The organism is Pseudomonas frederiksbergensis, from assembly GCF_003732275.1.
Classification (GTDB): Bacteria; Pseudomonadota; Gammaproteobacteria; order Pseudomonadales; family Pseudomonadaceae; genus Aquipseudomonas; species Aquipseudomonas frederiksbergensis_H.
Window position 1 is genome coordinate 1,017,038 of the sequence record NZ_MOBM01000038.1, and the last position, 15,000, is coordinate 1,032,037.

Annotated in this window: 13 protein-coding genes; 9 read left to right on the forward strand and 4 right to left on the reverse strand. The window is 60.5% G+C overall.

Annotated features, from left to right (window positions below):
• Window positions 1–137: 137 nt before the first annotated feature.
• Window positions 138–1,874, reverse strand: coding sequence for an IlvD/Edd family dehydratase (locus BK662_RS24110; protein ID WP_123359680.1), 1,737 nt, complete (start codon window positions 1,872–1,874; stop codon window positions 138–140).
• Window positions 1,875–2,066: 192 nt separating this feature from the next.
• On the opposite strand from BK662_RS24110, the gene BK662_RS24115 reads away from it, so the two are divergent.
• The 9 genes from BK662_RS24115 to BK662_RS24160 all read left to right on the forward strand — a co-directional run bounded on the left by BK662_RS24115 (window position 2,067) and on the right by BK662_RS24160 (window position 9,304).
• A complete protein-coding gene (locus tag BK662_RS24115; RefSeq protein WP_123359679.1) occupies window positions 2,067–3,389 on the forward strand; it encodes an MFS transporter in 1,323 nt (440 codons plus the stop codon).
• Between the two features lie 156 nt (window positions 3,390–3,545).
• Complete coding sequence (gene araD1, locus BK662_RS24125) at window positions 3,546–4,538, forward strand: AraD1 family protein (RefSeq protein ID WP_123359677.1); 993 nt, start codon at window positions 3,546–3,548, stop codon at window positions 4,536–4,538.
• 10 nt (window positions 4,539–4,548) lie between these two features.
• Window positions 4,549–6,129 carry an aldehyde dehydrogenase (NADP(+)) gene (locus BK662_RS24130; RefSeq protein ID WP_123359676.1) on the forward strand — a complete coding sequence of 527 codons (1,581 nt, stop codon included), beginning with the start codon at window positions 4,549–4,551 and terminating at the stop codon, window positions 6,127–6,129.
• Between the two features lie 467 nt (window positions 6,130–6,596).
• Window positions 6,597–6,893 carry a DUF5629 family protein gene (locus BK662_RS24140; RefSeq protein ID WP_123359674.1) on the forward strand — a complete coding sequence of 99 codons (297 nt, stop codon included), beginning with the start codon at window positions 6,597–6,599 and terminating at the stop codon, window positions 6,891–6,893.
• Window positions 6,880–8,055: a lactonase family protein gene (locus tag BK662_RS24145; RefSeq protein WP_123359673.1), complete on the forward strand. Its 1,176-nt coding sequence runs from the start codon at window positions 6,880–6,882 to the stop codon at window positions 8,053–8,055. The genes BK662_RS24140 and BK662_RS24145 overlap by 14 nt, the downstream gene beginning before the upstream one ends.
• 155 nt (window positions 8,056–8,210) lie before the next feature.
• On the forward strand, window positions 8,211–8,390 hold the full coding sequence (locus BK662_RS24150; RefSeq protein ID WP_019650041.1) for a hypothetical protein: 180 nt from the start codon (window positions 8,211–8,213) through the stop codon (window positions 8,388–8,390).
• Between the two features lie 206 nt (window positions 8,391–8,596).
• Complete coding sequence (locus BK662_RS35405) at window positions 8,597–8,722, forward strand: hypothetical protein (protein ID WP_259695949.1); 126 nt, start codon at window positions 8,597–8,599, stop codon at window positions 8,720–8,722.
• A 115-nt stretch (window positions 8,723–8,837) separates the two neighbouring features.
• Window positions 8,838–9,050, forward strand: coding sequence for a hypothetical protein (locus tag BK662_RS24155; protein WP_123359672.1), 213 nt, complete (start codon window positions 8,838–8,840; stop codon window positions 9,048–9,050).
• The gene (locus BK662_RS24160; RefSeq protein WP_123359671.1) at window positions 9,047–9,304 is read left to right on the forward strand and encodes a hypothetical protein; all 258 of its coding nucleotides are present in this window, start codon (window positions 9,047–9,049) and stop codon (window positions 9,302–9,304) included. Before BK662_RS24155 ends, BK662_RS24160 begins: the two co-directional genes overlap by 4 nt.
• Window positions 9,305–9,460: 156 nt before the next feature.
• On the opposite strand, the gene BK662_RS24165 is transcribed toward BK662_RS24160, so the two are convergent.
• The 3 genes from BK662_RS24165 to BK662_RS24175 are packed head-to-tail and all read right to left on the reverse strand — an operon-like array spanning window position 9,461 to window position 14,936.
• Window positions 9,461–10,057: a glutathione S-transferase gene (locus BK662_RS24165; protein WP_123359670.1), complete on the reverse strand. Its 597-nt coding sequence runs from the start codon at window positions 10,055–10,057 to the stop codon at window positions 9,461–9,463.
• Window positions 10,054–13,695, reverse strand: coding sequence for an AAA family ATPase (locus BK662_RS24170; RefSeq protein WP_123359669.1), 3,642 nt, complete (start codon window positions 13,693–13,695; stop codon window positions 10,054–10,056). The genes BK662_RS24165 and BK662_RS24170 overlap by 4 nt, the downstream gene beginning before the upstream one ends.
• Window positions 13,692–14,936 carry an exonuclease SbcCD subunit D C-terminal domain-containing protein gene (locus tag BK662_RS24175; RefSeq protein WP_123359668.1) on the reverse strand — a complete coding sequence of 415 codons (1,245 nt, stop codon included), beginning with the start codon at window positions 14,934–14,936 and terminating at the stop codon, window positions 13,692–13,694. Before BK662_RS24175 ends, BK662_RS24170 begins: the two co-directional genes overlap by 4 nt.
• Window positions 14,937–15,000 lie beyond the last annotated feature (64 nt).

Consider the following 15,000-nt stretch of genomic DNA (forward strand, 5'->3'; position numbering starts at 1 on the left):
TAGCGCAAGATTCTGATGCAGACGCAGAACCATTGTGGGAGCGAGCCTGCTCGCGATAGCGGTTGAGCATTCAACATTTAAGTTGGCTGTCAGTCCGTCATCGCGAGCAGGCTCGCTCCCACAGGGGATAGATGGTGTCAGTGAGAATGACGCGGCACTTCGGCCCCTCGGCATCCGACGAGGAAGTCGAAGTCGCAACCCTGATCCGCCTGCAGCACATGATCGATGTACAGCTGACGATAACCGCCCACGATCAATTGCTGTGGCGGCTGCAGATCCGCCATGCGCGCCGCCAGCTCTGCATCCGGAATGTCCAGGTGCAAACGCCCGTTGGCGCAATCAAGCTCGATCCAGTCGCCTTCCTTCACTGTCGCCAAAGGCCCGCCAGCCGCCGCTTCCGGTGCCACATGCAAGACCACCGTGCCGTAAGCGGTGCCGCTCATGCGTGCGTCGGAAATCCGCACCATGTCGGTCACGCCCTGGGCCAGCAGCTTGGCTGGCAACCCCATGTTGCCGACTTCGGCCATGCCCGGATAACCCTTCGGCCCGCAGTTTTTCATCACCAGAATCGAATTGGCATCTACATCCAGTTCCGGATCGTTGATCCGCGCCTTGTACATGTCGAAGTTCTCGAACACCACCGCGCGCCCGCGATGCTGCATCAATTCGGCACTCGCGGCGGAAGGTTTGAGCACCGCACCCAGTGGCGCCAGGTTGCCGCGCAACACACAAATGCCGCCGTCGGCGCGGATCGGGTTGTCGAGGGTGCGGATCACTTCGTCCTGGCCGTAGATTGGCGCGTCCTTGGTGTTCTCGCCGATGGTTTTGCCGTTGACGGTGAGGGCATTCGGGTTCGGAATCAGGTTGGCTTCGCCGAGGCGACGCAACACCGCGGGCAAGCCGCCGGCGTAGTAGAACTCTTCCATCAGGAAGCGCCCGGAGGGTTGCAGGTCGACAATGGTCGGCATGCCGCGACCGATGCGGGTCCAGTCATCCAGGTCCAGCTCGACACCGATGCGCCCGGCGATGGCTTTCAGGTGGATCACCGCGTTGGTCGAACCACCGATGGCGGCGTTCACCCGGATGGCATTTTCGAAGGCTTCCTTGGTGAGGATTTTCGACAGTTTCAAATCTTCGCGGACCATCTCCACCGCACGCATGCCGGACATGTGCGCCAACACATAACGGCGTGCATCGACCGCTGGAATCGCCGCGTTGTGGGGCAGGGAAGTGCCGAGGGCTTCGGCCATGCAAGCCATGGTCGAGGCCGTGCCCATGGTGTTGCAGGTACCGGCCGAGCGTGACATGCCGCCCTCGGCCGCGAGGAAATCATCAATGGTGATGGTGCCCGCCTTGACCTGTTCGCTGAGCTGCCAGACCACCGTGCCCGAGCCGATGTCCTGGCCCTTGTGCTTGCCATTGAGCATCGGTCCGCCGGTGACGACGATCGCCGGCACGTCGCAACTGGCCGCGCCCATCAGCAGCGCCGGAGTGGTTTTGTCGCAGCCGGTGAGCAGCACCACGCCATCGATCGGGTTACCGCGAATCGCTTCCTCGACGTCCATGCTCGCCAGGTTGCGGGTGAGCATCGCGGTGGGGCGCAGGTTCGATTCGCCATTGGAGAACACCGGGAATTCCACTGGAAAACCGCCGGCTTCGATCACCCCGCGTTTGACGTGCTCGGCGATCTGCCGGAAATGCGCGTTGCACGGGGTCAGTTCCGACCAGGTGTTGCAGATGCCGATGATCGGCTTGCCGTGGAACTGATGGTCGGCGATGCCCTGATTCTTCATCCAGCTGCGGTACATGAAGCCGTTCTTGTCGGCGGTGCCAAACCATTGGGCGGAGCGCAGGGTGGGTTTCTTATCAGACATGATCGTTCTCTTATTGTATGACTATATTGTTCGAGCTACGGCGTAACATAAGCGCAATTTCGGCTGTTTGGAAGTGTTGTTGGTTAAATAGTATTACTATATAGTCGTTTTCAACGGAGGGGTGGCCCTGGCGGTTTTCTGCGAGAGGCGTCCCCCGAGGTTCTATAACAACAACAATCGGAGACCGAACTCATGAGCCAGGAACTGCGGCTTATTCGTCGCATCACGCTGAAACTGATTCCCTTCCTGATCCTGCTGTACCTGATCGCCTATGTGGATCGCTCCGCGGTCGGTTTCGCCAAGCTGCACATGGGCGCCGACATCGGCCTGGGTGACGCGGCTTATGGCTTGGGTGCCGGGCTGTTCTTCATTGGCTACTTCCTGCTGGAAATCCCCAGCAACCTGATGCTCGACCGCTTCGGCGCCCGGCGCTGGTTCGCGCGGATCATGATCACCTGGGGCGCTATCACCATCGGCATGGCGTTCGTCCAGGGACCGAACAGCTTCTATGTGATGCGCTTTCTGCTCGGCGCGGCCGAAGCCGGGTTCTTCCCGGGCGTTCTGTACTACATCACCCAATGGTTCCCGATCCGCCATCGCGGCAAAATCCTCGGGTTGTTCATCCTTTCCCAACCCATCGCGATGATGATTACCGGTCCGGTGTCCGGCGGCTTGCTGGGCATGGACGGCATTCTTGGGCTGCACGGTTGGCAGTGGCTGTTCATCGTCATCGGTACACCCGCGATCCTGCTGACCTGGCCAGTGCTGCGTTACCTGCCGGACGGCCCGCAACAGGTGAAATGGATGGACCAGTCTGAGAAAGACTGGCTGACCGGCGAACTGAAAAAGGACCTGGAAGAGTATGGCCAGACCCGCCACGGCAATCCGCTGCATGCGCTGAAGGACAAACGCGTGTTGCTGCTGGCGCTGTTCTATCTGCCGGTGACGTTGAGCATCTACGGTCTCGGTTTGTGGTTGCCGACGTTGATCAAGCAGTTCGCTGGCACTGACCTGATGACCGGGTTTGTGTCGTCGGTGCCGTACATCTTCGGGATCATCGGTTTGTTGATTATTCCGCGCAGTTCAGATCGCTTGAATGATCGCTACGGTCATTTGGCGGTGCTGTATGTGCTGGGCGCCATCGGTCTGTTTCTCAGCGCCTGGCTGACGGTGCCGGTGCTGCAATTGGCGGCGCTGTGCCTGGTGGCGTTCGCGTTGTTTTCCTGCACCGCGGTGTTCTGGACCTTGCCGGGTCGCTTCTTCGCTGGCGCCAGTGCGGCGGCGGGCATTGCCTTGATCAACTCGGTGGGCAACCTCGGCGGCTACATCGGCCCGTTCGTGATCGGCGCGCTGAAGGAATACACGGGCAATCTGGCGTCGGGGTTGTACTTCCTGTCCTGTGTAATGGTGTTCGGCCTGGTGCTGACGGGTGTGGTTTATCGGCTGCTGGAGCGTAAGCACGTGCTACCGGCCGATGAGTTTGCGGCCAGTGCGCGTGGGGCTACCCGTATCTGAATCTGAGGTTTAACACCAATCAACTGTGGGAGCGAGCCTGCTCGCGATGACAGCCTGATATTCAACATTGATGTCGGACCGAATGGCCTCATCGCGAGCAGGCTCGCTCCCACATTGGTTTTGTGGCGTTTTCGAGTTTGTTTACAGGAGAAAGACATGCGTTTAGTTCAGTTCGAATTGAGTAACGGCGAACGCCGCGTCGGCGTGGTCGAGGACGGTCTGGTGCGCGAAGTGCAGGATGCGCGCTCGGTGCGGGATCTGGCGCTGGCAGCGATCGAGGCGGGCGTCAATCTTGAGCAACAGGTTCAAACCCTGGGGTTGGGCATCAGCCACGACTATTCAGCGCTGCTGACCAATCTGCAAATCCTGCCGCCGCTGGATCACCCGGACCCCGCGCACATGCTGGTCAGCGGCACCGGCCTGACCCATCTGGGCAGCGCGTCGGCCCGGGACAAAATGCATCAGCAGGTCGGCGACGAAACCGCCATGACCGACACCATGCGCATCTTCAAGTGGGGCGTGGAGGGCGGTAAACCCGCGACCGGCCGGGCTGGCGTGCAACCGGAGTGGTTCTACAAGGGCGACGGCAGCATCGTTGTGCGACCGGGCCAACCGTTCCCGCTGCCGCCGTTTGCCGAAGATGCCGGGGAGGAACCTGAACTCAGCGGTCTCTATGTAATCGGCCACGACGGCAAACCGTATCGCCTCGGTTTCGCGGTGGGCAACGAGTTCTCTGATCATGTGATGGAGCGCAAGAATTACCTCTACCTGGCCCATTCGAAATTGCGCAGTTGCAGTTATGGCCCGGAGCTTCGGGTCGGCCAGTTGCCCCAGCATCTGGCCGGCACCAGCCGGATCCTGCGCGATGGTGAAGTGCTGTGGCAGAACGAATTCCTCAGTGGCGAAGCGAACATGTGCCACAGCCTGGAAAACCTCGAGTACCACCATTTCAAATACAGCCAGTTCCTGCGCCCCGGTGACGTGCATATTCACTTCTTCGGCACCGCGACCCTGTCTTTCGCTGACGGCATCCGCACCCAACCGGGTGATGTGTTCGAGATCAGTCAGGCCGAGTTCGGCGCGCCCCTGATCAACGGCATTGAGCCCGTTGAAGCGGCGTTTGAACCCGGCACCGTCGGCACACTTTAAGGAGACACCCATGACCCGGATTCTTGGCCACAACTACATTGGCGGTCAGCGTAGCGCTACCGGCACCGTCAAACTCCAAAGCGTCGACGCCAGCACTGGCGAGGCTTTGCCTCACGATTTCTATCAGGCCACCCTTGAAGAAGTCGACGCCGCCGCGAAGGCCGCCGCCGCTGCTTACCCGGCCTATCGCAGCCTGAGCGCCGAACGACGTGCGCAATTTCTCGATGCGATTGCCGATGAGCTGGATGCGCTGGGCGATGACTTTGTCGCCGTGGTCTGCCGCGAAACCGCATTGCCGGCCGGCCGTATTCAAGGCGAGCGTGGTCGCACCAGCGGCCAGATGCGTCTGTTCGCCAAGGTACTGCGGCGCGGTGATTTCTATGGGGCGCGGATTGATCGCGCGCTGCCTGAACGTACGCCATTGCCGCGTCCGGATCTGCGTCAGTACCGCATCGGCCTCGGGCCGGTCGCGGTGTTTGGCGCGAGTAACTTTCCGTTGGCGTTTTCCACGGCGGGCGGCGACACCGCATCCGCCTTGGCCGCCGGTTGCCCGGTGGTGTTCAAGGCCCACAGTGGCCACATGGCAACCGCCGAGTGGGTGGCCGACGCCGTGATCCGTGCCGCCGAGAAAACTGCCATGCCGGCCGGTGTGTTCAACATGATCTATGGCGGCGGGGTGGGGGAAGCGTTGGTCAGGCACCCGGCGATTCAGGCGGTCGGTTTTACCGGCTCACTGAAGGGTGGCCGTGCGCTGTGCGACATGGCCGCGGCACGCGCGCAGCCGATTCCGGTGTTTGCCGAGATGTCGAGCATCAACCCGGTGATCGTGCTGCCTCAAGCGCTGGAAGCTCGGGCTGAAAGCGTCGCCCGTGATCTCACGGCTTCGGTGGTGCAGGGGTGTGGTCAGTTCTGTACCAATCCGGGGTTGGTGATCGGCATTCGTTCGCCGCAGTTCAGTGCGTTCGTGCAGCAGGTGGCGGGGCTGATTGGCGATCAACCGGCGCAAACCATGCTCAATGCCGGTACGTTGGGCAGCTATGGCAAAGGCCTTCAGAAGCTCCTCGCGCATCCGAAAATCGAGCATTTGGCCGGCAACCCGCAACAAGGCAATCAGGCGCAACCGCAACTGTTCAAGGCCGATGTGAGCCTGTTGCTCGATGGCGATGAAGTGCTGCAAGAGGAAGTGTTCGGCCCGACCACGGTGTTCGTCGAAGTGGCGGATCAGGCACAACTCAGTGCCGCGTTGAACGGCCTGCATGGGCAGCTGACGGCAACGATCATCGGTGAACCGGCGGACTTTGAACAGTTCAGTGAACTGACTCCATTGCTGGAACAGAAGGTCGGACGGATCCTGCTCAACGGCTATCCGACCGGCGTGGAAGTCTGCGACTCGATGGTTCATGGCGGGCCGTATCCGGCGACTTCCGATGCGCGCGGCACCTCGGTGGGCACCCTGGCCATCGACCGTTTCCTGCGCCCGGTGTGCTTCCAGAACTACCCCGACAGCCTGCTGCCGGAAGCACTGAAAAATGGTAATCCGCTGCGCATCCAGCGCCTGGTTGATGGCAGGCCATCGCGCGATGCTCTCTAACGACTGGTCACAATCCCTGTGGGAGCGGGCTTGCTCGCGAAAGCGATCTGACAGTCACTGTGATGTTGGATGTGCCGCCATCATCGCGAGCAGGCTCGCTCCCACATGTGTTCGGTGTCGTGCGCGAATGATGTGATCGGCACTGACCCATTGTGGGAGCGAGCCTGCTCGCGATAGCGGTCTGACAGTCACTTCGAGGTTGGATGTGCCACCGTCTTCGCGAGCAGGCTCGCTCCCACGTGTGTCCGGTGTCGTGCGCGAATGATGTGATCGGCACTGACCCATTGTGGGAGCGAGCCTGCTCGCGATAGCGGTCTGACAGTCACTTCGAGGTTGGATGTGCCACCGTCTTCGCGAGCAAGCCCGCTCCCACATGTGTTCGGTGTCGTGTGCGAGTGTTGTGACCGACACGAGCCCGCTTCCACATTGAGCTATCATTGCTTTTTTCCATTCAAAGATTGACTGCCATGACTGCCGTAGACGACACCTTGATCAACGCCCTCGAACATTGCGACATGTTGGAAATCGACGGGCTGCACGCGTTCGACTTCTCTCTCGATGAAGACGATAACCTGCACATCGAATGCATGGACGGTCGGGCGCTCAAGCGCTGGGAGTTCAGCGTGGCGCAGATCGCGGCGGCGACTTTCGATCCTGACTTGAAGAGCTGGATCATTACCGGCGATTCCGGCGAGCACCGGTTGGTGCCCATGGAAGCATTCGGCGGTGGTGACGATGAGGACGAAGCGAATGAGGATGCGTAACCTCTGGCCACTGTTGATGGCCGGCAGTGTCGGCGCGATGGGCGTGCAGGCGGCACCGGCCGATCATTACGAGTTGCTGGTGGGCTCGTACACCGCCGGCCAGAGCCAGGGTATTTATCGCCTGAGCTTCGACAGCCGCACCGGGCAGATCGACGCCAAACCCCTGCAAGTGGTGAAGAGCGCCAACCCGTCCTGGCTCGCCGTGTCCAAGGATCAACAGCGCCTGTTCGCGGTCAACGAAAACGGCCCGGGTCAGGCCGATCCGGTAGGGCGTGTCAGCAGCTATGCGATCGACCCCAAGACCCACGAGTTGAGCCTGATCAGTCAGGTGCAAACCCTGGGCAACGAGCCGACGCACTCGAGCGTCAGCGGCGACGCCAGTCACGTGTTTGTCAGCAACTACTCGGTGGCTGAAGACCCGGGCGGCACCTTGGCGGTGTTACCGGTGGGCACCGATGGCAAGCTAAAACCCGTCGTGCAGATGAGCAGTCATCCGTCCAGCCGGGTCAATCCTGAGCGGCAGAAGTCAGCGCACGTGCATTCGGTGGTTTCATCACCGGATGGCCGATACGTGTTTTCCAACGACTTGGGAGCGGACAAGATTTTCGTCTATCGCTTCGATCCAAAAGCTAATCCGGAACTGCCATTGACCGCCGCCAAACCGGCGTCCGTCCAGTTGCCACCCGGCAGCGGGCCGCGACACTTGCTGTTCAGCGCCGATGGCAAGCACGCCTGGCTGACCATGGAAATGAGCGCGCAGGTCGCGGTGTTCGATTACCGCGACGGCAGGCTTGAGCAAACGCAGTTGGTCGATCTGGCGGCGGGTCTGCCGACATCGGGCAAGGCTGCGGCTGCGCTTCACGCCTCGGCCGACGGCAAGTTCCTTTACGTCAGCAACCGTGGCACCACCAATCAATTGCTGGTGTTCGCCATCGACCCGGCGACCGGGCACCTCAAGGAGCTTCAGCGCCGCTCCGTGGACGGTGATCACCCGCGCGAGTTCAGCCTCGATCCGAGTGGCAAGTTCGTGCTGATTGCCAACCAGAAGAGCAACCAGATTGTCGTCGTCGAACGCGACGCCAAGACCGGTCTGTTGGGTAAAACCGTGCAGAAACTGCCGATGGATGCCCCCAGCGATCTCAAGTTCCTGGTGCGTCAATAGACCGCAGGCCCCGGTTGATGGGGCCTGCAACCTTCTATTAATGAGACTGATATCGGCTAATGCTACAAAGCATTTCAAGGCGCCGACCCTCGGGAGTTAAGTTTGCTTCACGGCCCCACCGGGCAAGCAAGCCAACTGAATCGAGGAATACCGCCATGAACTTCAATCTCTTCTCCGTCATCGCCGCTTCCGCTATCTCTGCCACCGTTGCACTGCCAGCCAGCGCCAACGTTGAAATCAGCGATAAAAAATCCCACACCCAGAGCTACACCCAGAAATACCTGCAACAGAGCGCCAACTTCTACGCCGCGCTGGATCATAAAACCCAACACTGAAATGTAAGCCTTGCACCTTTTATGCAGGAGCGAAGTCACTTGCCGATCGAGCTATAAGCGCCGAAAAGCCCCGAAGTGATGTCGCTCCTGCATAACGCGTTTCCGACAGCATCATATTGCTATCAATGTATTGCTTGATATCACATGGCCATGAGTTTAAATTTGACGCTGAGTTTTTGACTCCTTCCCCAATAAGGATCGACAGCATGGCGATGCGTCTGGCAGTGGTTCTCCTGTTTCTCTATTCAACCCCGATTCTGTCTGCAGCCCAGCCCGTTTCAAACGAACCTGAGGCGGCCCGCGAGCGCTTGATGAGTTTTATCGAGGACTGAAACACGCCGGGTTCATGATCAATAAAACTGATAGCTACTATGCATAAAGCTCGCTAGTTATCTTCTGTTTTTTGATCGATTCTGTGGGCACTGAAACATGCCAACGGAGAACACCATGGCCAGCGCAATCATCACTTCTGCCAAATACGGCGCCTACCTGGCCATCGGTCTTTACGTGGTCATGGTGTTGCTCGTCAGCCTTTCGGCTCAATCGCAACAAAGCCTTCAAGCACCGATTCAGGTCGCTTATCCCGCCATTCAATTCGAACACCGCGCGCAAAACGTAATGGTCGATCACGCCGACGTGGCGGGAGTGGTGGGGGCATGAAAGGACGCAAGCTCTGGGTCATCGCCTTCCTGGCGTTCATGACCAATGGCGCTTCTTTACTTGGGATCGGGCAGGGCTCGGCGGGGTCGGTGGCACGGGCCATCGAATGCAACCACAACATCGCCCACAACATTCAGACTGCCAAGGCTTTGGAGCTGCTGGTGGGTAATCCGCCGATCAAGCCCAATGGCGGATTCTTCGGGCCGTTCCAGGTGGACTGCTCGGCGTTGGGGATGTGCGCGGTATTGGCATGAATCCCCAATCTAATGTGGCGAGGGAGCTTGCTCCCGCTGGGCTGCGCAGCAGCCCCAAAACCTGCCACCTCATTGTTTCAGACAGCTTTCATCGGCTGATATACGACTGCTACGCAGCCGAGCGGGAGCAAGCTCCCTCGCCACAAGTGCGCGGTGTTATTTCTGCATCACACCGGTGAACAGGTCTGACTCGATGAAGCGCTGCAACCACGCCTGCAACCGCACATAAGGCGTCTGCCCGAACCACTCGCGATCCACGTGGGCGAATTGCCGTACGAACGGCATCACGGCGATATCCGCCAGGCTCGGATGCCCGGCCAGCAAGTAGTCGCGCCCTTCCAGCAAATCATCCAGTTTTTGCAAAAACACCTCGCCCTCTGATCGGTAAAACTCCATCGGTTGCTCAGGATAACGCTCGGCATACTTGTAGCGATTCAGGTACACCTTGAACACCTGATCGTTCTCTTCGATCAGTGCGGCGCTGCGTTGCTGTCCTTGCGGATCATCCTTGAGCAACCAGTCCTGCGGATCGTTCTGCGCCAGCGCCCAGCGCATGATTTCCAGGCTCTCATCGATCACCTGCCCATCCACACTCAGCACCGGCACCGTGCCTTTGCTCGACAGTGCGAGCATTTCGGCCGGTTTGGCCTTGAGGCTGACCTCGACGATATTCACCGCAACCCCCGAATTGTGCAGGGCCATGCGTGCGCGCATGGCGTAGGGGCAGCGGCGGAATGAATACAACGTATTCATTTCACCTCCAGCGTACTCAGGCCGTTGCCTTGGCGGTGGACCTGAATCTGTACCGGAATCCGTTCATGCATTTCCTGCACGTGGGAAATCACCGCGACCTTGCGGCCCTGCGCTTGCAAACCGTCAAGGGCGTCCATGGCCAGTTGCAGGGATTCCGGATCGAGGCTGCCGAAGCCTTCGTCGATGAACAGCGATTCGATTTTCAGCGTGCTCGAAGCCATTGACGCCAAACCGAGCGCCAGCGCCAGCGACACCAGGAACGTCTCGCCACCGGACAGCGAATGCACCGAGCGCAGTTCATCGCCCATCTCGGTGTCCATCACCAATAACCCGAGCATGCTGCCGCCGCGTTTCAAACGATAGCGCCGCACCAGTTGTCGCAATTGGACGTTGGCGTGGTGCACCAACAGGTCGAGGTTGTAGGCCTGGGCGATCTTGCGGAAGGTGTCGCCGGTGGCCGAACCGATCAGCGCATTCAAGCGTGCCCAGCGCTGATACTCGGTGTAGGCGTCGGCGATCTGTTGCGCCAGCGCCTGATTGGCGTTCTGTCGACGCTGATCCTCGGCCTGTTCTGCGCGCAATTCGGCGCAGCGGTGCTCGCTGGTGGCGAACAGGTTTTGCAGCTCGGCCAGCGTCGTGGCCAGTTGTTCTGCATCGAGATTGCCGTTGTGCTGCGCCTGATGATCGAGCAAGCGCTGATCGCGCTCCTGCAACAGCACCTTGGCTTGCTCGATGGCTTTTTCGCTCTGCTGCAAGCGTTGACGCAGTTCACTGACATGTTGGTCGTCGACGCCCAACAAATCTTCCAGTCCGCCGTCGTCCAGTTCTGGATGCTGCGCACGCCAGTCGGCGATCTTGGCGCTCAGCTCGCGATCTTCGGTTTCCAGGGCCTGCGAACGCTCCTGCTGCGCCTTGAGTTCAGCGGCCAGTTGCACCAATCGCGTGCGCACGGTTTGCAATTCCTGATTGGCCGTCGCTTCGGCAGTGCGCGCCTGCTCGACGGCCTGATCCAGTTGCTGCTGCCACTGTTCGGCGCTGGCATGTTCGCCCAGCAGTTGAGTCAGTTTCTGCTGGCAAGCCTGTTGCTGCCCGGTCAACGCCGTGAACTGCTGTTGCGCGGCGTCCAACTGCTGGGTGCGGGTCTGCTGTTGGTACTGTTCTTTCTCCAGCGTCTGCTGGCGTTGTTGCTGTTCGCCGAGTTCATCGCGCTGCTGGTCGAGTTGTTCCAGACGCTGGGCAATCTGCCGGTCGAGCTGCATGAAGGTCGCGGCGGGTTCGTTGCGCAAGGCCTCGAGCGTCTCGGCTGGCAGCAGGGTGCTGAACGCCGTCAGTTCTTCATCCAGGCGTTGGCGATCACTGCTCAACTCTCGTTGCTGGTTGAGCAGGTGTTGTGTTGCTTGCTGACTTGCCGCTTCGGCGCTGCGCAGTTGCTGTGCAAGGCGCGCGGCATCCTGTTGCAGGGTGAGCAGGGCGGTTTGCCGTTGTTCGTCCTGCGTGATGCTCTGGTTCAACTGGCTGCTTTGTTGCGTTAGCCAGGCATCGCGTTTGCTGGCGTCCTGGCCCAACAGTTGTGCGGACAGTGGGTGCGCTTCCAGGCTTGGCGTCAGGCCTTGTTGCTGAGCCGCGAGCTGTTCTTGCTGTTGCAGCAATTCCTTTTGCTGAGCAATCAAACCGCCGACTTCGGCGCGCAGATCGGTGAGTTTTTCCTTGAGCAGGTCGACGGCTTTCTGAGCGTTGGTCTGTTCGCTTTCATCATGCCGGCCGAGGCTTTGCAACAAGGCTTCAGGCTGATGATAGGGATGGTCCGGGCTGCCACAAACCGGGCACGGCTGATCGTCCTGCAACCGCGCGCGCAGTTCTTCGACACTGGCACTGCGCGCCAGGCGCTGACGCTCCAGCAGTTCGCGGGTGACGGTCAGGGTCTGTTCGGCGACGCTCAGTTCGGCTTTGGTCTTCACGCCGTCCTGGGTCAGACGATCGCGATCTTGCTGAGCGGCGAGTTGTCGCTGCTGAAGCTCGGCGCCGCGCTTGTCCAGTTCCTGTTGGCTGGCCCACAGTCGCGTCAGTTCTTCAAAGGCCCGCAGTTGCTTGCGGTTGTCCTGTAGCAGACTGCCGAGGATCTGAATCTGCTCGGCCACCGCTTCAGGTTCGGCGCCGGCCTCTTTGTACAGCACCTCAAGGCTCTGGCGCTGGGTGGCCAGCTCCTGGGCGGCGCGGGCGGCGTTTTGCTCCAGAGCCGCCAGTTCGGCCTGGCCCTTGTTCAGGCGATTACCGATCAGCATCAGTTGTTGCAGGCGATCGCGGTAGGCATTCCAGGCATCGCTCAACGGCGCCAGAGGGGTGCTTTGCTCAAGCTCGCCGGCAATTCGCTGCAACCGTTCGGCGACCTGTTTCTGTTGGTCGAGCAAACCCTGAATCGTCCCCTGACCCTGAGTGCAGGCCTGTTCCGCCTGCTGCTTGAGGTCGGCACTGCGGCTGGCGTCCTTGACCAGACGGGCGAGGGCGCTTTGCTCTTCGAAGGCCTGGCGCAGCAGTGGCGCGCTGGAGGTGTGTTGGCTTTGCGCTTGGGTCAGCACCGTTTGGGCGGTGCCCAGGCTCTGTTCGAGTTGAGTCTGTCGCTCGATCAGCTCGCTTTGCTGTTGCGTGTGCAGCTGAATCTGCGCTGCCAGCGGCGTGAGCTGGGCGGTGAGTTCGGTCTTGCGTGCGAACTGATGCCGTTGCGGCGCCAGTTGCTCCAGTCGGGTCAGCTTCAAGCGCTCGCCGGCGAGGCTGTTCCAGTGTTGCTGGGCGGAGTGCAGTTGCTCGGTGGCGCTCTGTTGCGCGTCCTGCACCTGGCGCAGTTCCTTGAGCCAGGTGTGTTGCAACTCCAACTGTTTGAGCTGCGCTTGTTGGGTCTTGAGTTGCTGCTGAGCGTTGTTGAAACGCTCATCGAGTTCAGCCCGAGCTTCGGGGGAGAGCGGCGTGACCCCGGTGGCCTGATCCTGCAACAGCTTGTGGGCTTCACGAGCTTCTTTGGTCTTGTCGAAAGCGCGTCGACCGAGGCGGGTGTAGAGCGCGGTGTCGGTGAGCTTTTCCAGCAGTTCGCTGCGGTCGTTGTCGTCAGCCTTGAGGAAGGCGCTGAACTCGCTCTGAGCCAGCATGACGGCGCGGGTGAACTGTTCGAAGTTCAGGCCCAGCGCGGCTTCGAGCTGAGCTTTGTATTCGCCTTTCTGGCTGGCCAGCAGTTGATCCTGATCGATGTCGCGCAGGCTCTGGCGACTGGCTTGCAGTTTGCCGCCGGCCTTTTCTCGAGCGCGGTTGGCCTCCCAGCGAGCGCGATAGCGGCGACCGTCGATGCCGACGAAATCCACTTCCGCATAGCCTTCACCGGTGCCACGACGCAGCAGGGTACGCGGGTCGCCGGTGCCGATTTCGCCATCGGCATCCGGGACCTTGGCGTCGCGGCCGGTGTTGTTCAGGCGCGGCACGGCGCCAAACAGCGCCAGGCACAGGGCGTCGAGCAGCGTGCTTTTGCCGGCCCCGGTCGGTCCGGTAATCGCGAACAGACCGGCACTGGCCAAGGGCTCAGCGGTGAAATCGATTTCAAAAGGCCCGGCCAGGGAGGCGAGGTTTTTCAGGCGGATCGCGAGAATTTTCATGGCTGTTCGCTCTCCATCTGCACGTCTTGCAACAGCTCGGCGAAGTCCTTGAGCGTTTGCTCGTCGACGTCGCTGCCGTAGTTGTCCTGCCAGGCGCGGCTGAACAGTTCCTGGGGCGAAAGCTGATCCAGTTCGATCAAGGTTGTGCCGTCATCGACGCCGTCGCGGCTGCCATTGCCGGCGTATTCGGCAGCAATGCGCACCAGCCGCACGGCTTTGCCTTGCAGCGCCGTTTCCACTTGATGGCGCAGGTCCGGTTGCGGTTCGTCGAGACGGACCCGCACTTCCAGCCACGGCTGGCGCTGGATATCGGCGAGCAGGTCGATGTTGGGCAGATCGGCCAGTTGCAGCAGGATCTCGGCCAACGGCGCGGAGCCGAGGCGTTGCAGGTGGACGGAACGCGGAATCAGGCGCGGTTCGACGCTGACCAATGTTTCGCCATCAAGCTGAATATCGAGAATCTGATGCTGGTAATTGATCTCGGAGAACGACAACGGAATCGGCGATCCGCAGTAGCGAATGCGCTCTTCACCGTTGACCTTCTGCGGCTTGTGCAAATGCCCGAGGGCGACATAGCTGATGCTCGGCCCGAACAGACTGGCAGGCAGGGCTTCGGCGTTGCCGATGATCAGGCTACGTTCGGAATCTTCCGAAACCGAACCGCCGGCCATGTGCGCATGGCTGATGGCGATCAGCGCCTGGCCTGGTTTGCGCTTGATGTTGGCCGCTTCGATCAGCCATTCATGAACCTGGCCGATGCCGCGCAAATAGTTATCGCCCAAATGCGCGCCGGTCACTTCGGCCGGGCGCAGGAACGGCAGCGCCAGGCACCAGGCGGCAATTTCGCCGCTGGCATCAGGCAACGGCAGCAACAGACGTTCGGCATCCAGTTGACCGTCATCGAGCCACAGCACGCGACCGAGGGCGTGAGTGCGCAAGCGCCGCATCAACGGCGCGGGCAGTTCGATTCGCGAGCCGGAGTCATGGTTGCCGGCGATCATCACGATGGTCAGCAAGGGCTGCTGTTCGTGGGCGCTGACGATGAAATCGTAGAGGCGTTCCTGGGCTTTGACCGGCGGGTTGACTGTGTCAAAGATATCGCCGGCAATCAGCAGCACATCGGGCTGGTCCAGCTTCAGCTGACGCAGCAGCCAGTCAAGAAAACAGGCGTGCTCGAAATCGCGCTCCTGGCCGTGCAGGTTCTGCCCAAGGTGCCAGTCGGAGGTATGAAACAGACGCAAGGCGTACTCCGTAGGAAATAAGGTAATGATCGCGAGGAAAATGACAGCGACTAAAGGGAGGAGA